Below are 24007 nucleotides of genomic sequence, written 5' to 3' on the forward strand. Positions count from 1 at the left end.
CAAATGCTCTCTTGAGGTCTAACGTTAAACGCATGCATAGATAAATATCTGGTTCAACCAATCTGACCATGATCGATCTGACTATACATACTCAACCTGACGATGAAACGTGTGGTCCTACGAGTTTGCACGCAATTTATCGTTATTATGGTTTAGATCTTGACTTGGCTGAGGTCATTAAAAACGTAGAGCGCTCTCTTTCTGGAGGTACACTTGCGCCAATGTTAGGCAAGCATGCGCTACTTCATGGTTTTAAAGTGATCCTTTATATCAATAACCTTAACATTTTTGATCCCACCTGGTTTGACTACGAACAGGGGAAAGCTTGCCAGAATTTATTACGCATTAAATTGAATGCCCAAATGAAACACAAAAGAACAAAAGGAATTGTACACGCAAGCAGAGCCTATCTTGATTATCTTGAATTAGGGGGTGAGGTACGTTTTCGCACCCTAAGTGTGCAATTACTTAAAGATTATTTTGCTCAAAATATTCCTATTCTAACTGGTTTGAGCGCCACTTACCTTTATCGTAGCTCCCGTGAGCGTTACATTAATAGCGAAGCTATCTACGATGATATTCGCGGCACCCCTTGTGGGCATTTTGTTGTTTTATGTGGCTATGACGATAAGAAAAGGCTAGTAGTAGTCGCTGATCCTCATCGAGAAAACCCTATTTCTGAGGATAATTATTATAAAGTAAGTAGTAATCGTTTAATTAATGCCATCATGGTTGGGGTATTAACCTATGATGCTAACTTAATCATAATTCAACCCAAAGAGCACTGAATGGAAACACTAATTATAACGGACGACCCCTCGGGGTGGGAGTTTTTAAGCCCACTTGCTACCATAGTCCAAGCTTCAGAGTATTTATCCAGTGAGAATTATTATCAAAGCAAATCAATCCGAGTTATAAATCTCTGCCACTCCTACAACCACCAAACTATAGGTTACTATGTGTCCTTACTTGCGCATGCTCGTGATCATAAGGCCATACCCTCTGTGCACAGCATTCAAGATGCACTTAATGCAGAATTATCTAAATTCATATCTCAGGATGTAGATGAGGAGATTCAAAATAGTCTACATGAAATTAAAGCAGACGAGTTCATTTTAAGTGTCTACTTCGGTCAAAATATGGCCAAGTGTCATGCAAATCTTGCCAAAAAACTCCATAGCTTATTCCCGTTGCCATTGATGAGATTTACTTTAGAGAAAAAGAAACAATGGCGCATCAAAACATTACAAATTTTATCTCTGGCAGAAATTCCGGAACATCATCGAGATTTCATGCAACAATCTGCCGAGAGTTATTTATCTAAAAAACGCTTTCACCAGTGGCGTAAAAAGCAACGCTTCCATGACCTCGCTATTTTGATTGATCCAAGTGAAGCCAATGCGCCTTCCAATAAAAAAGCTCTGGAAATCTTTGTAACTACTGGCGAGGCGATGGGCTTAAATGTTGATTTCATTGAAAAAAGTGACACTAAATCTCTCGCGGAATATGATGCATTATTTATTCGAGCGACAACATCTGTTAATCACTACACTTATCGAATGGCAAGACGGGCTGCACAAGAAAATCTGGTAGTCATCGATGATCCCCAATCTATTATCAAATGCAGTAACAAAGTGTACTTGGCTGAGTTAATGCGCAGCCATCAAATCTTAACCCCGGAAACCATTTTCATCAGTAAATTTGATAAAGAAATTCCCAATATCCAGTTTCCTTGTGTACTCAAAAGACCTGATAGTGCTTTCTCCCATGGGGTAGTTAAACTTGATGATAGTAAAGCATTGCAAAAGTCATTAACCCAGTTTTTCAAAATTTCTGATTTGGTATTGATTCAGCCCTTTATTCCTACAGAATATGATTGGCGAATCGGTATTCTAGATAATAAACCTATTTTTGCTTGCCATTATTATATGGCAAAAAATCATTGGCAAATTTACAACTGGGATGCCAACAATGAAAAACGTGAGGGAGCCACAGAAACTATTCCATTACATGAAGTGCCTGAAGCTATCATTAAAACAGCACTAAAATGTACACGTCTAATTGGAGATGGCTTGTATGGTGTCGATATAAAAAGTCATGGCGACAAACATTATGTCATTGAAGTCAATGATAATCCAAATATAGACTTCGGAATTGAGGACAAGATTTTGGGTGAATCTCTCTATCAACATGTCATGAGTGTATTTTTACAACGCATTCGTAGGAAACATGGCTATGTCTAATTACCCTATTTTTTCTGTCCTTGGAATTGAAATTGAGTACATGCTTGTCGATTGCCACAATCTTAATGTGCAACCCCAAAGTGATCTTGTCCTGCAAACCTTGGCCGGTGAACTCATTAATGAAGTGAAATTGGATGATATTGCCGTTAGTAATGAACTCGTTATGCATGTATTGGAGCTAAAAAATAATGGCCCTAAACCACCCGATGCGCCTATTGCCAAGCAATTTCAGCAAACTATAGAACAATTACAACCATTGCTGGCTGCTCATAATCTTCAACTGCTACCAACCGGTGCGCATCCATGGATGAATCCGCTCAAAGAAACTAAACGCTGGCCCCATGGCAATCGTGATATATATCACCAATTTGATGCCATTTTTAATTGCCAAGGCCATGGATGGGCAAATCTGCAAAGTATGCATGTCAATTTACCTTTTGCTAATGATGAAGAATTTTGCCAGCTACATAATGCTATTCGTTTGCTTCTCCCCCTATTACCTGCCTTAGCTGCAAGTACCCCTTTCTTAGACGGCAAGAAAACTGGAATGAAGGATTCTCGTTTATATTTTTATGGAAAAAATCAACAAAGCATCCCCCTAATCAGCGGCGACATTATTCCTGAGTTTATTGGCAGCGAAGCACAATACCGACAAGAGATCTTAGACCCAATGTACCAAGCCATTAGCCCTTTTGATCCACAAGGAATTCTGCAGTACGAATGGCTTAATTCAAGGGCTGCTATTCCCAAATTTGAGTACAATGCTATTGAAATTCGAATCCTAGATTCACAAGAATGCGTACAAGCAGACATTGCCATTGCCTTAACCATCCATGCAATCCTAAAATATTGGCAAAATAATTCTTCATACCATTTAGATAACCCCTGTGAAACCAAGCGTTTAAAGAGCATTTATGATCAAACTATTAAAGACGGCTTTGCGGTGCTCGTGGAGGACAGTGAATTATTTAGACAATGGCAGTTACCTTCACGCACGATGAGCACTCGTAACGTTTGGTCACATTTGATTGAGAAAGTCAGTGGCGAACTTGATCAAAGTACACAGCAAGTATTGGAATTTATCTTAAGTCAAGGAAACTTAAGTGAACGTCTTTTAAGTGCTTGTGGCAATGTAATTCAACATACTACGCTAACCCATATTTATCGCCAGCTTACTCAATGCTTGTTGACTAATCAATTATTTAATCCAACATGAAAGCTAAGCTCCTTGTTTTAAGTTGCGAGCATGCAGTAAATACTGTTCCTTCTATTTACCAAAAGTATTTTAATGGAAATGAAGCATTATTGGATACTCATCGAGCCATAGATTTCGGCGCGCTTACAATTGCCAATTATTTAAGCAATTTTTTTGGCTGTGAACTGATCCAAGCTCGCGCTACCAGATTACTTATTGATTGTAATCGTCGTTTGTCTAACCCTAATTGTTTCTCAGAAATTACTGCCTCTTTACCTAAAGCAGAGAAGCAAGCGATTATTCAAGAATACTACACGCCTTTTCGCGAACAGGTCGTCAACCTTGTCAAACATCACATCCGTCGAGGATATCAAGTCTGGCATCTATCGATACATAGTTTTACGCCTATTATGAATAACCTTGTTCGAAATGCAGATGTTAGCTTCCTTTATGACCCAAGACGAAGCCCTGAAAAAAATTTGGCTAAACAATGGCAATTGGCATTTAAACAGCAAGTGAAAGACTTGCGTGTTCGTCTGAATTATCCTTATCGTGGGGTTACTGATGGTTTTACCAGTTTTTTACGTACTCAATTTAATGAAGATAAATACCTGGGCCTCGAAATTGAGAGCAATCAAGCATTAATGCGCGACAACCAATCTGTCGCTTACGTTGCCAAAGCTTTAGCGACCACTCTTAAATCCGTATATGTGCGCTAATTGCAATTAAATCTTGCTCATATCGCTTTATTATAATCCTATTATGTTAAGCCTGTATTTCCCGCATGCATCATACAGGCTATTTCTTAGCGCTTTCGTTTTATACCAATTGCTGACAAGATAGAGTTGGTTATATCGCGAATAATTTGCCTTATTATTTGGCGGAAAAGTGTGTTTTTACTCATTTGCTCAATCATTGATGGGTCTTTAGGTTCTTTTTTGACTCCTGGAGTATTCTTATTTTGATTAGTAATTGCCATTTCCGCCGCCAAAATTTCTTTTGCAGAATTTCGCTCTAAACGCTGTTCATATTTCGGGAGTAATGTAGATGCTGCTATCGCTGCATTTAGCTCATCTTGACTCAATACTCCCATCCGTGATTCGGGAGGTCTAACCAGACACTGCACCAGCGGTGTTGGTTGCCCCTTGGCATCTAATGCACTTAATAAAGCCTCTCCAATTCCTAAAGCGGTTAATAATTGCTCGGTTTGATAGTATGAAGAAGGAGGAAAATTCTGAGATACCAACTTCAACGCTTTGCGATCTTTGGCAGTAAATGCTCGCAGAGCATGTTGTATTTTTAATCCCAATTGACTCAAAACAGCCTCTGGCACATCATCTGGTGTTTGCGTACAAAAAACCAGACCAATACCTTTCGAACGAATCAATTTAACCATGGTTTCTAATAAATTAAGCAATGCTTTACTGGCATTATTAAAAATAAGGTGCGCCTCATCTATAAAAAAGACCAGTTTAGGTTTAGGAGGATCTCCTAATTCTGGCATTACCCGATAAACATCAGAAAGCATTTTAAGCATAAAAGTGGAGAATAGTTTGGGCTTATCCTGCATATCACTGAGGCGTAAAATAGAAATCACGCCCTTTCCTTCAGCGTCAGCACGAACCAAATCCATCACATTAAAAGCAGGTTCACCAAAGAATTCGTTTCCTCCTTGCGATTCAAGTTCGATGATTTTGCGCACAATAGTACCCACTGAAGCAGTTGCGACACCACCGAATTGGCTTTCTATCTCTACTTTACCAGCATCAGTTTGCACAAATTGCAGCAAAGCTTTTATATCTGCCAAATCAATCAAGGGTAAATTCTTATTTTTTGCGTATTCAAACAGTACAGTGATTATACCAGTTTGGGTTTCATTCACATCCAGCATGCGTGAAAAAAGAAGTGCGCCAAAATCACTAACTGTCGAACGTAACGGTACGCCTTCACGAGCATCATTTAAAGTAAGTATTTCTACAGGAAAGGCACGAGGTGTATACGTTAAATTTAAGGATTGACAACGTGCTACCAAAGCATCCGTTGTTTCGCCAGGCACCGCCAATCCGGAAATATCACCCTTAATATCCATCACAAAACTAGAAACACCAGCTAAGGATAGCTGCTCGCTTAATACTTGCATGGTTTTTGTTTTACCACTGCCTGTCGCCCCAGCAATTAAGCCATGACGATTAAGTGCTTTAAGTACTAAGTTAATGGGAGCATTAGGGATTAAATGGTCATTGACCAAAATACCACCCAACTGCAAAACAGGCAGATCGGCAGCTTGGTATGGGCTAATTAAATCTTCATACATAAGATAACATCCATGTTAGGAGGATAACCGATTATACTCGATTAAGAGAAAATTTTACATCTGCTGCAGACGTTGATTCCTCCACGAGTTTACTAACATCTTTTTGATTATAATGATTTTTTTCAGGTTTCAACTTATACCAAGGTAACTCTTCAATCTTTGTCAACTCATCCAGTAAGAAGGAAGAAAATGAATGGATATTATAGGCAGTTTTCTTATCCGTTAAGAAATCATTGATCTTTATCACACTAAAATCCAATATCTCATGTGACTCAAGATCCCATTGCTGCATCTTATTTATTTGATCTTTTAACAGTTCCGCCCGTTTCTGGCCAAACGCCGTATGCCTAAACCATGTAAAGAACCCATTAGGTCCTCGCGAATTTTCAGTAGGTCTTTTGTGATACCAGTTCTCATAATTCGCTTGAGCTTTGTTAACTGCTGCCCTAATTTTTTCATACAATTCGGGAGAGTGTTCAGTGGTTTTTTCAAAACCATTATTACTATCTGTCTCTAATGTGGATCGAGCATTATTTTGTTGTGAGACCTCTTCTCTGCGTAGCGTCTCTTCGTTAACAGATGAGGTGCGGTCTGTTCCTTCTGTTTGTACACCCGTTGTTTCCAATGCATTGAATTGCCGTTCAATCTCTGCAATCTCTTCGCTGGTTAAAGCATCCGACCTTTGCCCTGTGTTTGCTGATTCCAACTCTTCAAATAGCTGCATAGCCTCTTCAATGGAAAGCTCTTCATTATTCCACTCTTCACTTTGTCTATCTCTGTATGTCGTTGTTTGTGAGCTTGTCGATTGTGGGAACGGAGGAAATTGTATGTTAGGAAAATCGATGTCAATACCCAATTCTTGCGCAAGATATTCGCCTTCTGCTTTGAGTAAAGCCACAAAATACATTTCTTTCTGCTGAAATACAGTTTGTCTATCTTCGATTTTTAAAGCCAAAGCTTGATGCACCTCAGAGCGAGTCCTAGCCGCAGCCTTAACAATTTCATTTTGAGCTCTGGGTTTTTCAAGTAGCTCTTTCAAAGCAAATAGATAAGTTTTACCATCAACACAATCTTTCCAGTTACATCGAGGAAGTTCTGCCAATAAATCCTGCTGTAATTCATTCAAGAGTTCTGCTTGCTCGAGTTTAAGTACTTCGTCGGGTATTCCCTCATGTTTTGGTATGGGGAGAACATAGGCTTCGTTAACAGTTTCTTTTATCTTAGTGCGGTGGGCATCCATTGTACGTTGAAGAGCTTGCCATTTTTCAGCTTGCATTTTCAATAACTGGGCTTGTATTTCTGATACTTTTTCTGGTGTTAGCGGCAATTGCTCAAAGGGTATAAGTGCCTTGCCCTCTTCTTTTACAGTAGAGTTAGCCTCAATTTCCTCTTCCTTTTTTGAGGATTTTACTTCATCAGCAAAAGCAGGAGAAAAAAGATTAAGCTTTTCTTTTAAAGGATTATATCTTTGCCATCCCTTAGCAAGCGTATAATTATCAACTGCGAGAACATTATAACTGTACTTTCCTGTTGTACGATACAGGGCTTTATCCTTTAATAGGTAGTAAACTGCTTCATTATCTTGTTTGTTTTCATAAAATAGCGTCCAACGACCTATTTCATCCGCTTTCAGCGCTATTGATTGCCAAGCGGTAGTCAGAGTCGGGTTAGCTTGATCCCGTGTTGCCTTTTCGACAGTTGTATTGTCTTCAGTTACATTAAATCGAATCCAACTATCAAGTTTTTGACACCAAAACGGTCCTATAATCATAGCGCGCTGCTTTAAAGAATAAACTTGCGGGAAATAATAGCACGCGAAACTTAAGTTTAGATTAAGACTTACTTTGACAGCCTGGACAGAGGCCGTAGATATTCAATGCATGATCTGTCATTTTGAAGTTAGCATTCTGCGCAATCATTTTCTGACGCTGCTCAATAATGTCATCGATAAACTCTTCTACCTTGCCACATTTTACACACACCAAGTGGTCATGATGTTCTCCCTGACTAAGCTCAAATACAGAGTGTCCACCTTCAAAATTATGACGATTAACCAAACCCGCCGCTTCAAACTGTGTTAAAACACGATAAACTGTAGCCAAACCAACATCTTCACCCATTTCCAGCAATGCCTTGTACACACCTTCGGCACTTAGATGATGATCGCGAGATTGCTCCAAGATTTGCAGAACTTTTAATCTTGGCATGGTTATTTTTAACCCAGCGTCTTTTAATTGTTGACTCTCTTCCACCAAGCACTCCTCTGTGGGCTACACGTTAATCCAGGTGTCTTTCTATGGCTGACATGATATTATGGCCAAATTTTTCAAAACAGGCAAAAAAATGCGAAGTAAAACTATTCTTGTGGCTTTCTTTTGTATCGCTTTACCACTTAGCTTGACCCATTGCATTTCTTATGATTTTTCAAGACGTGTCGTTCAGCAGGGCAATTTATTGCCACAATCCAAAATTGAACGCTTGAAACTTGGCATGAATAAGCATGATGTTGCTATTCTAATGGGTACTAGTTTGTTAAGTCCTACTTTCAACAATGACCGCTGGGATTATGCCTATACTTTACGCAAAGGCGCAGGCCCTCTTGTGGTTCGAAATATTACACTGTACTTTTCTCATGATAAGCTTGTACGTATAGAGCGCAAACCCTAAGCACTTGTTAAGCAATTCAAGACGTCTTTACACTCCTCATAGCATTAGCTACGAGGAGCTTTCACACTCTCAGTACAAGTCAAGTGGCTAGTTAGTCTTGCGACTTCGCTCGCTGCCTTCTCTTTTCCTTCGGATCAAGGGAAAGAGGCCTGTATATTTCAATGCGATCCCCGGGCTTTAAGACAGTATCCAGCGGCTTCTGTTTGGCAAAAATGCCAACAGGAAGATTTTTAATTTCTGGATGTGTATGTAGTAAGTTGGACTCAGCAAGCGCATCAGCAATTGTAGAATCAGATTTTAAAGAAAGTTCCAGATGAATAGTTGCCTTATCTGATTTAATGTAAATGATTTCAACGTTTACCATAGAGAACCTCAGCGCGCTCACAGAAAGCATCAACCATTTTTTCAGTAACTTGCTCAAATACAGGCCCCAAAATTGCGGAAAACATCCAGCCTGCAAACTCAAACTCCAAATCAAAAGAGACTAGACAACCCTCTGGTGTTTCATCGAAACGCCAAAAGCCCTCCAAATGTTTGAAGGGACCATCAACGAGACGAATTTCTATCATTTTGTTAAGCTGCAGGCGGTTACGAGTCGTGAATGACTTACTCATGCCAGCAGCAGCTATGACTAAGGTTGCTTGCACTTCATCCTCATCACGATGATGTACTAAACTTTCAGAGCAATAAGGCAAGAATTGTGAATATTCCTCGACACGATTCACCAAGCCAAACATTTGCTCACAAGTAAAAGACACTTCACGATTTTTTTTTACAATGGTCATTTAGATACCCCTTTTACCAAATTCGCAAGCCATTCCGAGAGATCTTTAATTTCCTCAGCACAAATAGCATGCTCCATCGGGTAATCATGCCACGTTAAATTATGGTATGTTTTCTCCAAGAGCCAATCGATTGTGAGCTTACTCCAAACTGGTAGAACAATCGTGTCATAGGTGCCATAACCAAAAAATATGGGTGTATCTGTTTTGAGAACTGGTTTGCATGCTAAGGCCAAAGGCAGATAGGCTGATAATGCAATCACTCCGCCAATAGGGACTGCCATCTGCAATGCAGTATGAAGAGCCATTGCTCCCCCTTGTGAAAAACCGGCAAGAAAAATTTTATTTGACGGCATCCCCTGCCCAATTTGGGCATGAACGATTTTAAGTATTTGCTCTTCAGAATCCAAAATCCCTTGTTGATCCTCTCTATTGGTAAACTTAAGATCATAAATATCATACCAAGCACGCATAGCTATGCCATTATTAATGGTCACAGGACGCATGGGAGCGTTAAGAAAAACATGGCGAATTGATGTCCCATCTAGCATTAATTGGCTAGCAAGTCCTGACATATCGGAAGCATCTGCACCCAAACCATGCATCCAGATTACACAAGCTTGTGCCTGTTGCTCTGGCTCTTTAATGTAAGCGTTAAGCACCTTATCTCCAATGAAAAAGTCAAATTATCACCAAAGCGCTGCACTATAGCAAGGTTACCGCCTTAAATCCTAGCGCATCGCTTTGTAAACGAAATTAGCAGGTCTTTTTCAAACATGATGTTCATGTTATAATCAACAAGATGAGTTGTTAGTACTCTATAAAGTTTCATGCTAAAACAAATTCAAGCTTTTCTCACTGCCTTAGGTAAACAGCCTGCCTATTACCAGCTTAATGAAGTTGAATGGTCAACTATAGCTCAGCTTTACTCCCTTGGTGATGAAAAAGCTCGCATCTACCTTGTCCAGGGATTACAACAACATAGCAGTGTAAATAAGGCAGAAATTCACGAGTGCATCGTGACTCAGATAACCATTGATTCTTTTAATCAAAAACAGCTTACTGCTCAAAATCAAGCCATTGAGAATTTTGCCAAACGCGCAAAAAAATGCATTCCTCAAATTGAACAGCTTAAGTTAGAGCGCTCAGAATGGCTTGAGTTAATACGTCGCTTTAATAAACAGCATTCTCACCGTGTAACAAGTGCTTCTCTATTTTTCCATTTAGAGCAGATAAAACACTTAAGTTATCAAGCTCTAGTTAAAACTTTTCACGGTGAAGAACGTCCTTCCCGTGCAGTAAAGAGAGCACCATTAGAGAATAAATCATCTACAGTAAAACGTCGTAAATATTACGAAGAATTTGATGATTCTCCTAATCTTCTGATTTTAGCCGAAGACCAAGAAACTAAATTTTTACATTCACCCCTTGCTAAACAAGGAGTAAGAGTTACATCCTTGGACCCCGCAACACCTACGAAAGACCATCACAAGGTTTATCGTACTCCGGGGGGCAGTAAAGTACGCAGCCTTTGGAGTCGTACGACTGGTAACTCGACAATACCTTTTTTTAAACCGCTAACTCCCTCGCCGTTAAAAGTTAAGATCAAAGGTAGTGAGGATAAAATTAAGCGAAAGATACCTAAATTACTCTTTGTTCGTCATGAAACAATTCATTTCCAAGCAACTCTTGAAAAACTTGAGGAGCGGCAAGATAGCAAGCGAAGGATAGGACAAAATCAATTGACCGGTGCCAGCTGCCAATCTGTATTTGCAGTCTGTGATGAAAATATCATCATTGAAAGTCGTGGCAGTAAATACCATTGGTCACATATGATTGCCTATTTTCTCGGTGGCGAACAAAGCATAGACAATTTAGTCCCAGCAACCGCGGCTTCAAATTATAATGTTTTAGAGGTAATTGAGCAGTTTATTGCGCAAAAATTAATTGAAGACAAGATACCAAGTATTAATATCACAGTTGAACCCGTCTATGTCGATACAACGAATATTCCGGGAAAACTGATCTTTACTTTAGACTGGGAAGAGTTAGGGAAATATTGCTCAGAAACAACTCATATTGATACTCGCTCTCATCAAAGAATCACCAAATCCATGCTAATGAGCATTAAATTAGTTAGAAACGAAATAGAAAAAACTAATGATGCTATGGAAGAAGAACCTGGTGAGACGATAGCACGAAAACTTTTTTAATAGCGGTTTCACATTGAATTCCTTATACTTAATTATCTGTGAAGAACAATAATTAAAGTATGCGTGCCTTCTTTTTAATCTGTATAACTGTATTAACTCTCTCAGCTTGCGGGCAAAAGGGACCTCTTTATTTGCCAAAGCCTGAGCCAAAACAGCAACAGTCAAACACAACACAATGAGTTGGAAATGAGTATCCGATTTACAAAAATGCATGGATTGGGGAATGATTTCATCGTTATTGATGCTGTACATCAATACGTGAATTTGCAAACAAATCAAATTATAGAACTCGCCAAACGTAATACAGGTATTGGTTTTGATCAATGTCTTATCATTGAATCCAGTAAAAACCCAGATATTGATTTTTTTTATCGGATCTTTAATGCTGATGGTCAAGAAGTTGGGCAATGTGGTAATGGCGCCCGTTGTCTTGCGCGCTTTGCATTTTACTATGGTTTAACCAGTAAAAAAATAATTTCAGTGGCCACCTACACCACGCAAATGCAGCTGCAGATTAATGAAGATGATACTGTTACTGTCGAAATGGGCAAGCCCAAGCTTGCTCCAAATGATATCCCTTTGCATGCTAAAAATTATGCACCATTTTACGAGTTACCCCTTCAAAATGGCTCTTTGCATCCAGTACATGCTATCAATGTTGGCAATCCCCATGCTGTCAGTATCGTCACCGATTTGGAGCTAATTGATGTGGCTAATCTTGGTCAACAAATCAGTGAGCATGAATTATTCCCAGAGCAGGCGAATGCTGGCTTTATGCAATTAATTAATAAAACCCAGATACGTTTGCGAGTTTATGAGCGTGGTTGTGGAGAAACGAGAGCCTGTGGTAGTGGCGCTGTTGCAGCAGCCGCTGTAGGCAGACTTTATCATGAGATGGAACCCACTATTCATGTGAGTTTACCTGGTGGTAAGTTAATTGTAGAGTGGCCCGATACAAATAGCTCAATTTACTTAAAAGGTCCTGCCAGCTTTGTTTATGAGGGAGTACTAATGTCATGAGAATTGTCATTTTAGGAGCAGGCCAAGTAGGTGGAACGCTGGCACGAAATTTAGCTCGTGAAGACAATGACATTACCCTGGTAGATTTAAACGAAGATCGTTTGCGTGAACTACAACATCGACTTGATATCCGTACCGTTTATGGTTCTGCAGCCCACCCCAATATCTTAATTGAGGCAGGAATTGAGCAAGCAGACATGCTCATTGCCGTGACTAACAGCGATGAAATCAACATGATGGGCTGTCAAATTGCTTATAGCTTATTCCGTACACCGACTAAGATAGCTCGTATCCGCTCCCGGGATTATTATGATTATCCACAATTATTTTGTAACGAACATGTTCCGGTGGATGTTTGCATTAGTCCGGAAAAGTTAGTTACTGAACATATTGAAAATTTGATTGACTATCCTGGTGTTACGCAGCTACTCGAATTCGCAGAAGGGCAAGCATTACTCGCAACGATAAAGCCACAACCTGGTGGCGTTATGGTGGGTAAGACGATTCAACAACTTTATGAGCACCTAAACTCTATTGAAGCCAGAGTTGTTGCAATTTTCCGCGATAAAATGGCCATCGAGCCCGATAAAAATTGTGAAATAATGATTGGCGATGCTGTTCTTTTTATTGCATCGCCTCATGCCATCCAGCAAGTTTTAATCGCGTTGGGACGTTATACCCATCCCAATCGGCGAATTATGATTGCCGGAGGTGGTCATATCGGCTCCAAACTTGCCCAAACCTTAGAAGCCAAATATCGCATTAAAGTCATTGATCGAAATTTATCGCGTGCAAGCGATCTGGCTTCGCAATTACACAAAGGGACTGTTCTACAAGGGGATATTGCCGATCGGGACTTACTGCTGAATGAGAATATTGAGTTTACCGATGTTTTTTGTGCTGTAACCAATGATGATGAAGCCAATATCATGTCTTGTTTGCAAGCAAAGCGTTTGGGCGCACGTCATGCTATTGCTCTTGTTAACCGAAACGCGTACGTCGAATTAATTGAAGACAGTAACATTGATCATGCTATTTCCCCTCAACTAATTACCATTGGCAGTATTCTCACTAAACTGCGGCGAGGAAACATGGTCAAAGTTCATCGTTTACACGATGATGAAGCAGAAGCGATTGAATTAATAACTCATGGGGACAAGTTAACTTCCCAAGTTGTAGGACGCCTGCTTTCTCAAATTGAGCTGCCTCCAAGTAGCTTTATTGCTGCAGTAATGAGAGAAGAGAAGCTATTGATGCCTTACCCCGAACTAATGCTGAAATCTGGTGACCATGTCATCTTGTTATTACTAAAAAGACGATATGTGCGCCAAATTGAATCTTTATTCCAAGTCAGTTTGACTTTTATGGGCTAACCATGCAAATCAAGACTATTCTGCGTCTTTTAGGCCTACTTCTAATGATGTTCAGTGTGAGTATGCTCACTCCCTTGATCATTAATGTGCTCTTTCATGAGCAATTTTGGTTACCTTTTGTTGCAGCTTTTGCCTGCACTTTTACCACTGGAGCTATAATGTGGCTATGCTTTAGAAAGCAGCATCACGAACTTAAAATTCGTGACGGTTTTCTTATCGTCGTGCTTTTTTGGTTTGTTCTTTGTTTATATGCTTCGTTGCCCTTCATTTTTGCCATTAAGCATCATAATCATAGTATGACGGATGCCTTATTCGAATCGGTATCCGGATTCACAACTACTGGTGCAAGCATTATAAGGCACGTAGAAGGCTTACCTCATGCAGTATTGTTTTATCGCCAGCAACTGCAGTTTTTAGGGGGTATGGGTATTGTAGTACTAGCTGTCGCTATTTTACCTATGCTAGGTGTCGGAGGCATGCAGCTTTTTAGAGCTGAAACACCAGGCCCAATGAAAGATAGCAAACTAACCCCTCGTATTGCTCATACAGCAAAAGCACTTTGGTTTATTTATTTATTACTGACCTTACTTTGTTGGCTCTGTTATTGGGTCGCAGGCATGGATTGGTTTGATGCATTGGGAGAAAGTTTTGCCACCGTTTCAACAGGAGGCTTCTCAATGCATGATGCCAGCTTTGCTTATTATCAAAGCGAAGCCATTGAGTTGCTTGCTTGCTTTTTTATGTTATTAGGAGGGACCAATTTTGCTTTGCACTTTTTAGCCTTTAAAAAAAGAAGCTTAAGTCACTATTGGCATGATGAAGAGTTTCGTTTTTATATTGCTTTTCTCTTTGGCGCCAGCTTATTAATCACGGTTAGTTTAGTAGTTTATGGTTTTTTTGAAGCTAATCATCATGTATTTATAAAAAGTTTGTTTAATGTCATTTCTCTGGCAACAACAACAGGTTTTATGGCAGCCCCTTTTAGCACCTGGCCAACTTATGTTCCCGTTCTTCTTATGTTATTGGCTATCGTGGGTGGTTGTGCCGCTTCCACAAGCGGTGGTGTAAAAGTTATTCGTGCCCTATTGATATATAAACAAAGCAAACGTGAAATCGTACGCTTACTCCATCCCCATGCGTTGATACCCATTAAATTTGGCAAGCATAGTTTGCCAGAGCCTGTTTTAGAATCTATGTGGGGTTTTATTTCCGTATTTATCGCTCTTTTTTTGAGCTTAATGATAGCTTTCATGGCTCTTGGCAATGACTTTATTACTTCTTTTTCATCCATTAGTGCGGCACTTGCAAACGCAGGTGCAGGCCTTGGCGCTGTCAGTGATAACTTTGCAGACCTCAGTCAGCCGAGTAAATGGTTATTAATTTTTTCTATGTTAGCAGGTCGATTGGAAATATTTTCTCTGCTTATTCTATTTTCACCCCATTTTTGGCAAAAATAACACAGATATTGAAATTTTTTTTCAAATCGCTATGCTGGAGAAACCATAGGAATTGGATCCAGCACAGGTTCACAAGAGGTCTTTACGTTTTATAGAAAATAGTACTTATTTCAGGGTCAGAAGGTCTTAGGACAAGGAGTTGACTATGAGCAATAACTTTATGGCGGCATTTTTATCGGAAATCGACATTGTTACGGCTCGGCAACTGTATATCAAAGAGCAACCGGCTACTGCCACGTTTCATTTAATCATTGACCAACTCAGCGATCAACGAGCCTGCGATAAACTTGCAATCCTATTAACACTACTTAATGAAAACTCAACAATCGACGATTGCATTCGGTTAAAAAGCAAAATACTCTTGCAATTAGCCCTTGATGCCCTATCTCACTCGAACAAAACCAAGGCTGAGCAGACTCTCAATGAGTTAAAGGTGCTTTTAACCAATGATGCCCTGAGTTTTTGGCAGGAAAGTTTACCCAAACTTGTCTTATGGATTGAAACCCACCATCAGAATGAAGACATCCTCTTCTTATTACAACATCTCCCATCTATACAACGAGAGCGATTATATAGCCGATTACTAGAAACTGCTGATGGCAATCCTTCTTGGCTGGCTCCTTTAATTACTTATGTGGTTTCCAACTTCCATACACCAAGCAGTTTAGTTACAGAAGTTCAACGTCATTTAGGCAAGCTTGCCAGTAGCTTGCTGTTATCTCCCACACTCTGTCATGAAAAGATTGGCTATTTAAGCCTGGCACTTACCACAGAGGAATTAGTCAATATTACCTTTCAGTTACGAGCCATCGCAGCTACTTATGCAACTGACTCTCGAGAGAAACAACATCAACGTTTTATAGAGCGACGTCAAACCTATTTAAATAAATATGATGCCCTGGCGACAGCTTTAACCGTTCGCGCTACCAATTCAAATGCTGAATACGAACTCTTAGTTCATGGGAATAATGAGCTTGCTAACATTTTGATGATCAAACGTCTTAAATTACAAATTACTCCCAATATTCAAAGAGAATTGGTAACCGAGTTATTAGAAAAACATAGTCAGTATGATTTGCAAGATCCCTTATTCAAAGCTGCCGCTACTGAATCTTTCTTAAATGTTTTTAGCAACTTGCCCTTAGATAGCCTAAGTCTCTATTTTAAGAAATTTTATTCCCACTACGCGAATAAAAACCTGGCTGAAACAATTCGTTTTCTTGATCTTTTATTCGAGAAAAGTCGTGATAAAACCAAAATACTTCGCTGTCTTGATGATATTGATGATGGAGATAAAACCGTCACTATCAATTTTATTACAACTAGCAGAGCAAGGGATGATGATTTAACTACAGCTTGTCTAGAGCGATTAGATGAAAAACAATTGATTAATCTTTATGGACATATCATTGCTCTACGCTCCCTCATTCAATATCAAATTGAATCTTTGCCATCTTCTTATTACCAGGTTTTATCAAAAAAAATAAGAGCATCCTCTACTCCCACACAACATTTTGCAGATTTAGCAGAAATTATTAAACTTATGTCTGAAGAAATTATTAACGATACCATTAAAAATATCTTCCGCAATTTTAATGATAACGTGAATCTTCGTTATCAATGGTTAAATGCTTTATTTAACGCAAAAGTTAACATTACAAGCCTACTAGGCTCGTGCCAAGACTTACTTAAAACAGTAAAACTTCCTGAGCAAGTGGCATTACTTAAACCTCTTTCAAGTGAAGAGATTTTAGCGTTATACCTCCATATGCTAAGTCATAATGCTGCGACGGAGGATTTCCATTGCTTCGTGGAGTTACTGAAAGACAGTGACAGGCAACCTTTACTTTTGTATTTACTTTTAAATACACCAATTGTTAATAAATCTTTTCTTGATCAATTAGTACCCTTCATTGATGATAAAAATTTAATCACTCTTATTATTCAACTCCTTGACAAGGTTAATGATGACAATAATTACACCGGTACCCTAGAAGAACTCTTACAATATTTTTGCCAGCGATTACAATCAACTACCGATGAGAAAGCTTCTTTGCACCAGTGGATAGATTGTGAAGACGCCAAGAAACTAGCCTCTCATTTGCTAGAAAGCCCTATTTGTTTTTATGCTCTAGCTTCTCGCTCTTCACTATTTCAAGATTTTACACCCAATCTTCTACAAGGCTATCTCGTCAATAATGCCTCGGCTGATCTTAGGTTAAGAGCTAATCGCGTATTAAATCTTGTTCCTTTTGACACGACCAAAATTGAGAATATTGCTCTAGGGGTATTGAGCCACTTTCATAGTTCACCCAAGAAATTACAAACGTTGTTTATCAACCTGGAAAGTGCTCAACAAAGCCTGGATGAACAAGGGAAAAAGAATTTCACCTGTTTAAAACAGGCTTGTTGTAAACTATTAAAATCAACCTCAGAGGATTATGAAGAAAAACTGTGTACTACTTTGTTAACAACCCAGTTAACTACAACTCATTGCTTTGATTCCTTTTTAGCAAAACTTGCCTCTAACATCTCTCAGAGCAAAGACGCGCATCTTAGTGCTCAGTATTTAACTCAAATAGAAACCAATGCTTTGGAGCAAATACCTCCTCCTGCCTTAGCCACGATTTTGACTAAATCAATCCAGGAAACAACTAAAAGTAACTGGCAAAAAGTAGCCATCCATTTAAAGGAGCAAAACATCACCCGAAGTGTGCAACTTGTTAGAAAGTTGATAGCGCAAATTAGCAATTGCAATAATAATCCTGTACTGTTCGAACAAGCTCTACAATTCATTGTTAACTTAGAAAACATTGACGAACTTATTCCATTTTTAAAGGAAGAAGAGCTGCAATGGCTTATCAAAGAAAGTAGAGATAAAGGATTGCATGAAAAATTCCCTCACTGGTTTAAGCTGCTACTGAGCCAAATTAAATTTGAGGATTTAAACTATTGTTCTTTGTTTGCTTTGTTACCGCCAGATCAATGTCTTCTTGATACTATGTATCAATTCGACGAATTAAAACCTCATGCAGCAACCATTTTTCTTCAGCTAGCCAAAAGAGCAACTGCACCAGTCCATTTCATAGCCCTTTTTCAACAACTGGTCAAAGAATCAAGTCAGCAAAAACGCCAGTTCATTATTCAAATACAAGAACATCTGCAAGTATCTACATTAACTCCTGCAGCTCTGTTCGTGCTTAATATGCTCTTACTAACGCTTGATGATTTGCACACTGATACACGAGTTGACCGCAATCTTGTCTTGGATCATTTACAACTCATTGCTGCCTTAACCCATCAACAAATGTCAAGCAATGAGCATTGCGGTTTCTCTCATGAGTTGCAACAATTGATGATAAATACCTTGTCCTACATGATAGAGCAAGATAATCGCTGGTCCAACACTATATTAACTAGCCAGGAGTTTGCCAATATTGCTTTAGCTTGGCTTGAAAAAGTAGATAACAAAGCACTAGATCGTCATCCATTGACAAAAATATTACTGCAAAATACCTCTATACCGTTACCCCCTACATTAACAAGCGACAAGCGCTATCAAGGCTTTGTAAAACAGCTTTTAACAGCTCCTCCGCAAACAATGAATGAAGATCAATTTTCTATCTTTTTTGAAACCTTAACTCCTGAAAATCAAAAAGGGTTGGCATTAGATTTATTACAACGGCCAACCTTAGGAGATGTTCAATGGTCATCTCTCATGACGCTTGCTCGAGTACTACCAACCAATACGCTCTATAACATCTATAGCCAGAGTAAAACCCGCTTTGTTTTTGTGGATTTGTTAGCCCGACACCCCAATGGCATGACAGCGCTCAATAACTTTGAACAAAATATGCTAATTGCCGAGATAACCTCAGGGAAACAAGTATTACGCATTTTAGATAGTTACAGTCCAGCCCATGCAAAGGTAACTTTTGTTGAGGCTATTTTTAACTATCTAGATGAAAAAAAAATCCCTCTCTTAAGTTGGCTTGAATCCATGAATGTTGACACGCAAACACTTGCCGCTTTTGCAAATTACACCACGCAAGAAAAACGTCAACTGCAACTTCGCAAAGTGATTCAAGAAAGCCATTTTCTCAATCGCCGTGTCAATGAATACCTACAAACCCCCACTCTGGAGATGTTCTTGGAACCTAAGGGGTTATTATTTTCTCTGCTTGGAGAGGCTGCACTTAACCCTTGGCAAGGGTGGCTGTGCCAATTTCAATTAATGCAAACCTTAGAGCCTTACACTTTAAGAAAAGCCATTCCAGTCCAGTTTGAATTATTGGAACAAGTTTCCCAATTAAACAATTTTCTAGAGCCTTTATCTCAAAGCCAAGAGGTTGCTTGTTCAATGCTACAAAGCGCCAGATGGATACAACGCTTACCATTACTATTTGGTGGAGTGCTGGCAATTATTTATGAATATCAAAATAGCAATACTGAATTTCAAAAAGCTGTCGAACAAACCAAGCTTTATCAGCTACTTGTTTTACCGCTACTCTCCAATAAGTACTCTATCTCTTTGGCCGAAACACAACTTAATCATCTCTATAATTTACTTATTGATTATCACCAAGCCTTTCAAGACACTTACCCAACCCATGCCCAACGAATTTTTACTTACCTTAAGGATTACCAACATCGCTTAAAAACGATGGAGCATTTTGCTCCCCCTAAATTAGTCCAGTTATTTATACCCGATTCCTACTTTGGCAGAATTAAAAATGGCCAAACCAGGCCACTACAAGAGATAGAAACTGAACTATTAAGCACTGCCGCAAAAAAACACCAGGAATGGTTAGCTTACAAACAATTCTCGCCCGCTTTACAATTAAGCAATTTATTGACCGCTCTACTTAAAACACCCAAGGTTTTCGAAAAAGTTGAATTCAGAAAATGGTTTTTGGAATATTGCTTATTTTCTCCATTAGCAGGCTCTTTAAAATCTGAGCTACTCATACAATTACTCTCTCAGTTTCCTAATAACGAATTCACCGAACAAATTACTCAAATTCATAGCAAATTAAAGCAGTTTCATGTTGCCTATGAGACACTGAAACAATTAGCAACAGTATCTAGCTTACCGGAAGTTATGCGATTTTTATATTCGCAATCTATAGAAGTCTTGAGACTGCAACTAAATGCGGCTATGTTTGCCCATCAACCCCATTTAACTAATTTGCTTTTTATGGCGTTGCAAGCAAAAAGAACCCAATTACCTTGGCAAAAAATTCAAGCGCTCTTACCTCCGAAAGAGCTTACTAATTATCTGGAGGTTGATTGGATTCACTTGGAACTAGGCAAGCTAAGTGCCGTAGAAAGTGAGCTTGCTCTGAGACATCAGGAGCTGATGGTATTAGGATTTAGTGCATTCAATGACACTCAAAACCTAACTCGCTTAACTAATCTTTCTCATTCCATTGTAAAAGAAAATATCGACAGTACTGTCGTCATTTTGAATAGTTACTTACGGTTTTTATCAACGACCAAATCGGATTCAATCTGCATAAAATTATTTCATCTTTTGAATGAATTGTATTTCGATACAAAAAAAACATATGTGCTATTTAGAAAAATTACAGATGAATTATTAAATCGAATCATCGTATTGGCATTACAGGAACCCAAGAAATACGAGGAGTTACTGCAAAAAATAATTTATGCTGGCTTTGGAGAAAAATGCCAAACTTTGATGAATACTGAATTTGATACTCTCGGCAAAATAACTGACAAAACAAATAATAGTGTACCCTTTTTAGAAAAATTATCACTTGAGCAATTCGCTCAATTAACACCGGAAGAATGCGAAAAAATCTTAATCTTGCAACGTCTTTCTTTTAACATTAAGCCGCTTGAAGAGTTAACGACGTGGAATGTCGCTGAGGAACAACAAGAAAATTATTCCTATTTTTGTGCCGATGCATCTCTTTATGAAACACTGTTTTGTCTGCAACAACAACTTACGAAATCCAATCTGCGAAGTGAGATAATCGATAGCGCGCAACAAAATTTAGATTATTGTTTAAATTTTTTGTCTGTTGAAGCAAAAATGCTTTCATACAATTCATTAATGGATAAATTCCACCAGGATATCAATATCCAAAAACCAGGGACTTACTATCATTGGCTTTGTTTATTATCGTTCTTGGCCGAAGACAAAAATATTTTAATTACTCATTTCTTGAATTGGCTAACACAACTTGACGATAAGGAATTAACAAACTGTTCCTTCCTTGACAAGCTCTTAGCTCATATTTTAGATAAAGACTTGCTTGTCGAATTGTGTCAGAACATTTCTCACACCAGCTCAATTACTCCGGCAAAATCAACTTGGCTTTTTGAGCGGATTGTTCGTGCAAAATCCATCACTAAGGAGGCTATTGAAAATATTGTTCTAGGTTTTTCTTGGGATTGGCTAAAAGAACAAATAAAAAGCTCGACCATGAATCGTCTTAATTTGCTTGAACTTGCTTTGCAACAGAAAAACCACATCAAGGCCATAACCGTAAATACCTCCAGCAAATTGGCTTTTTTTACTTTACTCAATGAATGTCAGCTTTCTGCAAATGAACTAATCCATTTACAAAAAATTATTTCTAATCAAGCGATTAAATCGATGATTATTGCGCATTTACTAGGACGCAAAGATTATATTGAAAAACTCCAAGGTGAATCTTTTCTTACTAATTTAATTACAGCAGAAAAGCGTTTATCACCCAGATTACAACCGCTTGTTTTTCAATTACATCTAGATTCTCTCTCACCGGAGGTCTTCAAACAACTACAACCTGAAGCAGCAGCAAGCTTATTTTGCTCCATTAAAAATTTTCACCGCTTCGATGAAACTTATGTTGAGTCTCTCTTACTGCTTATGGGAGAACAGAGTGATTGCTTGATTAAATACTGGCTAAGCTATTATGGAACGATGCCTAACAGTGCTACTCCCTTGGTTGCATTACTCAAACTTGCTCCTCAAAAAGTGCTCGCCTCACTTGCTGAAATTTCCGAGGATAAAAGACGCCATCTACTTAATATTTTGATTAAAAATCTGGATAAATTAACATTAGTCGATGCTAAAAATTTACTAGGTTTATGTCATGAATCCCATCTTGTTTATGCAGCACATCTTTATTTGTATGAGGGAATATCTGAGGATGTTTCCATCCAATTTATTAACGAATTAACTGAGAAGATACTTGAGCAAAAAGTTTCATTAACCTCACAAACAATTCATTTACTTATGAGACTTAGTGAGCGAGCAGCATTTTCTGCTTTACGCAAAAAATTAGGTAGAGCAACGAGTGATCATTTGCGCAGCAGCGCGCTATTTGCTGATTGTTCCATTTTTTATGATGAAGGACATTTAAATCTGAAACGCATGCAAAAACTAGTCCCACTTCAAATAAATCAAGCAGACCAAACAGGTGCTGAAAATCAGCGGGGATTCGTACAAATTTTTACGAAAACATTGAAGAAAATGCTTGTGGGTGAGGAAAGCGCCCCTATTCAATTAAATGACCTTGCGGTCAATCCCTTAATTGCTGTTTTAGCGAAAGATACGGAAAAGCTGCCATCCATTGATTATTTTTTGATTCATTATCATGGTAAAACAGAATCTCTACAGCGATGCATTAATGATTATTTTGACTATCTTGCAGCAAGATGTTTAACAGAACGAAATAAAAAACCTTATTCCACGACATGGCTGCTAACTCGTTCTGAGGTCGCTCAAAGCACCAGGAAAACTATTTTTGATAGTCTACTCACTCATCCTGAATTATTCGATGAGCGGATTTGTGGGGGAATGCTATTATTTGATGCTGAACAAGCCGTAGCCCATTTTGGTTTGCAAGGTGACTATCCAAATTTAATTACGCTATGTTCAGGATTACCTTTCCTCGATGAAAATTCTGACACAGCCAAAATGGTAGAAAGAGCCCGAAAAGAAGCGGAATTTGAATCCACTATGGCGACCATTAGTGGTTTTTTAGCAGAGTTTCGTATTTGGTTTAGACGCAGCCTTTTTTATGGCTGGGAAACTTGGCTACAACCCAGGAACCCACAATATGTAATACCCTGTGATGTAGCAAAGGCAGAGAACTCCTCTACTTTAATTTTACAAGAACTAACTACTGTAAATGTATCTCAAGAAATACCACCGACCAGAGAAGCATCTCAAGAAAGTTTAGAAAACCTCCTCACCCACATTGATGCGACTACCGATCTTCCATCTCTTACTCTCTTAGCCAACGCCTTAAATATTTTTGAATGGCAAAAGCCCTCTAAAGCAGAAATACAAACCAGAGAAACAGTAGATAATTTATTTGAAGGGTTATTGCGGCGTGCTAAAGGGGAGTACAACTTTGCAACATGGTTGCCCCAACACGTTGAGCCGTTTATTACTAATCGTCGACAATTAATTGGCCTCTATAATCAAACTGATCAACAAGAGAAATTAGCTAATCTACTGAGTATCGCAATTGAGGGACCTGGTAATTTTAAAGAGTTGGCGACACTTTTACTAGAAACTAAAGAGCCTGAGCTGGTGACAGAAAAAGTTGATCCCATTCTACTGCCACAACAACCTTCTTACTCTTTAATGGGAACAATTACAGGAACCTTTTCTTCTATTACCTCCTTTTTTTGGAGGACTGACGCCAATGCTCCACAAGAGACGCAAGCCACCGCAAATCCTGCGCCGAATAAAGGATGGTTTAATCTATTTAGCAGGTGA

Annotated in this window: 17 protein-coding genes; 11 read left to right on the forward strand and 6 right to left on the reverse strand. The window is 38.8% G+C overall.

From position 1 onward, the window contains the following. Positions 1–68 precede the first annotated feature (68 nt). From Lbru_RS13895 to Lbru_RS13910, 4 genes are read left to right on the forward strand one after another with little or no spacing between them, the layout of a single operon-like run. Positions 69–788, forward strand: a complete 720-nt coding sequence (locus Lbru_RS13895; protein ID WP_058442741.1) for a C39 family peptidase — start codon at positions 69–71, stop codon at positions 786–788. After that, positions 789–2243: a RimK family protein gene (locus Lbru_RS13900; RefSeq protein WP_058442742.1), complete on the forward strand. Its 1455-nt coding sequence runs from the start codon at positions 789–791 to the stop codon at positions 2241–2243. Further along, the gene (locus tag Lbru_RS13905; protein WP_058442743.1) at positions 2236–3459 is read left to right on the forward strand and encodes a carboxylate-amine ligase; all 1224 of its coding nucleotides are present in this window, start codon (positions 2236–2238) and stop codon (positions 3457–3459) included. The genes Lbru_RS13900 and Lbru_RS13905 overlap by 8 nt, the downstream gene beginning before the upstream one ends. Next, complete coding sequence (locus tag Lbru_RS13910; protein WP_058442744.1) at positions 3456–4157, forward strand: N-formylglutamate amidohydrolase; 702 nt, start codon at positions 3456–3458, stop codon at positions 4155–4157. The genes Lbru_RS13905 and Lbru_RS13910 overlap by 4 nt, the downstream gene beginning before the upstream one ends. Before the next feature lie 86 nt (positions 4158–4243). Here the strand turns inward: Lbru_RS13910 and Lbru_RS13915 are convergent, their stop codons facing one another. From Lbru_RS13915 to fur, 3 genes are all read right to left on the reverse strand, one after another. Continuing rightward, positions 4244–5752, reverse strand: coding sequence for a helicase HerA-like domain-containing protein (locus Lbru_RS13915; RefSeq protein ID WP_058442745.1), 1509 nt, complete (start codon positions 5750–5752; stop codon positions 4244–4246). Between the two features lie 31 nt (positions 5753–5783). Continuing rightward, positions 5784–7523 carry a hypothetical protein gene (locus tag Lbru_RS13920; RefSeq protein WP_058442746.1) on the reverse strand — a complete coding sequence of 580 codons (1740 nt, stop codon included), beginning with the start codon at positions 7521–7523 and terminating at the stop codon, positions 5784–5786. Positions 7524–7584: 61 nt separating this feature from the next. Next, complete coding sequence (fur, locus tag Lbru_RS13925; RefSeq protein WP_058442747.1) at positions 7585–8004, reverse strand: ferric iron uptake transcriptional regulator; 420 nt, start codon at positions 8002–8004, stop codon at positions 7585–7587. A 61-nt stretch (positions 8005–8065) separates the two neighbouring features. On the opposite strand from fur, the gene Lbru_RS13930 reads away from it, so the two are divergent. Next, the gene (locus Lbru_RS13930; RefSeq protein ID WP_058442748.1) at positions 8066–8419 is read left to right on the forward strand and encodes an outer membrane protein assembly factor BamE; all 354 of its coding nucleotides are present in this window, start codon (positions 8066–8068) and stop codon (positions 8417–8419) included. A 91-nt stretch (positions 8420–8510) separates the two neighbouring features. Here the strand turns inward: Lbru_RS13930 and Lbru_RS13935 are convergent, their stop codons facing one another. The 3 genes from Lbru_RS13935 to Lbru_RS13945 are packed head-to-tail and all read right to left on the reverse strand — an operon-like array spanning position 8511 to position 9848. After that, positions 8511–8783 carry an RnfH family protein gene (locus tag Lbru_RS13935; protein ID WP_058442749.1) on the reverse strand — a complete coding sequence of 91 codons (273 nt, stop codon included), beginning with the start codon at positions 8781–8783 and terminating at the stop codon, positions 8511–8513. Next, on the reverse strand, positions 8770–9204 hold the full coding sequence (locus tag Lbru_RS13940; protein ID WP_058442750.1) for a type II toxin-antitoxin system RatA family toxin: 435 nt from the start codon (positions 9202–9204) through the stop codon (positions 8770–8772). Before Lbru_RS13940 ends, Lbru_RS13935 begins: the two co-directional genes overlap by 14 nt. After that, complete coding sequence (locus Lbru_RS13945) at positions 9201–9848, reverse strand: alpha/beta hydrolase (protein WP_083500933.1); 648 nt, start codon at positions 9846–9848, stop codon at positions 9201–9203. The genes Lbru_RS13940 and Lbru_RS13945 overlap by 4 nt, the downstream gene beginning before the upstream one ends. Before the next feature lie 183 nt (positions 9849–10031). On the opposite strand from Lbru_RS13945, the gene Lbru_RS13950 reads away from it, so the two are divergent. The 6 genes from Lbru_RS13950 (at position 10032) to Lbru_RS13970 (ending at position 24007) form a co-directional block, all read left to right on the forward strand. After that, on the forward strand, positions 10032–11414 hold the full coding sequence (locus Lbru_RS13950; RefSeq protein ID WP_058442751.1) for a DNA/RNA non-specific endonuclease: 1383 nt from the start codon (positions 10032–10034) through the stop codon (positions 11412–11414). 59 nt (positions 11415–11473) lie between these two features. Then, complete coding sequence (gene lptM, locus Lbru_RS16965; protein ID WP_083500931.1) at positions 11474–11593, forward strand: LPS translocon maturation chaperone LptM; 120 nt, start codon at positions 11474–11476, stop codon at positions 11591–11593. Positions 11594–11600: 7 nt separating this feature from the next. Further along, positions 11601–12434 carry a diaminopimelate epimerase gene (gene dapF, locus Lbru_RS13955; RefSeq protein ID WP_058442752.1) on the forward strand — a complete coding sequence of 278 codons (834 nt, stop codon included), beginning with the start codon at positions 11601–11603 and terminating at the stop codon, positions 12432–12434. Further along, entirely contained in the window at positions 12431–13807 is a 1377-nt protein-coding gene (trkA, locus tag Lbru_RS13960; RefSeq protein ID WP_058442753.1) for a Trk system potassium transporter TrkA, read from the forward strand. Before dapF ends, trkA begins: the two co-directional genes overlap by 4 nt. A gap of 2 nt (positions 13808–13809) precedes the next feature. After that, positions 13810–15264 (forward strand): TrkH family potassium uptake protein, encoded by a 1455-nt coding sequence (locus Lbru_RS13965; protein ID WP_058442754.1) that lies wholly within the window; start codon positions 13810–13812, stop codon positions 15262–15264. A gap of 145 nt (positions 15265–15409) precedes the next feature. After that, the gene (locus Lbru_RS13970) at positions 15410–24007 is read left to right on the forward strand and encodes a hypothetical protein (protein ID WP_058442755.1); all 8598 of its coding nucleotides are present in this window, start codon (positions 15410–15412) and stop codon (positions 24005–24007) included.

The organism is Legionella brunensis, from assembly GCF_001467025.1.
In the GTDB taxonomy this organism is placed as follows: domain Bacteria; phylum Pseudomonadota; class Gammaproteobacteria; order Legionellales; family Legionellaceae; genus Tatlockia; species Tatlockia brunensis.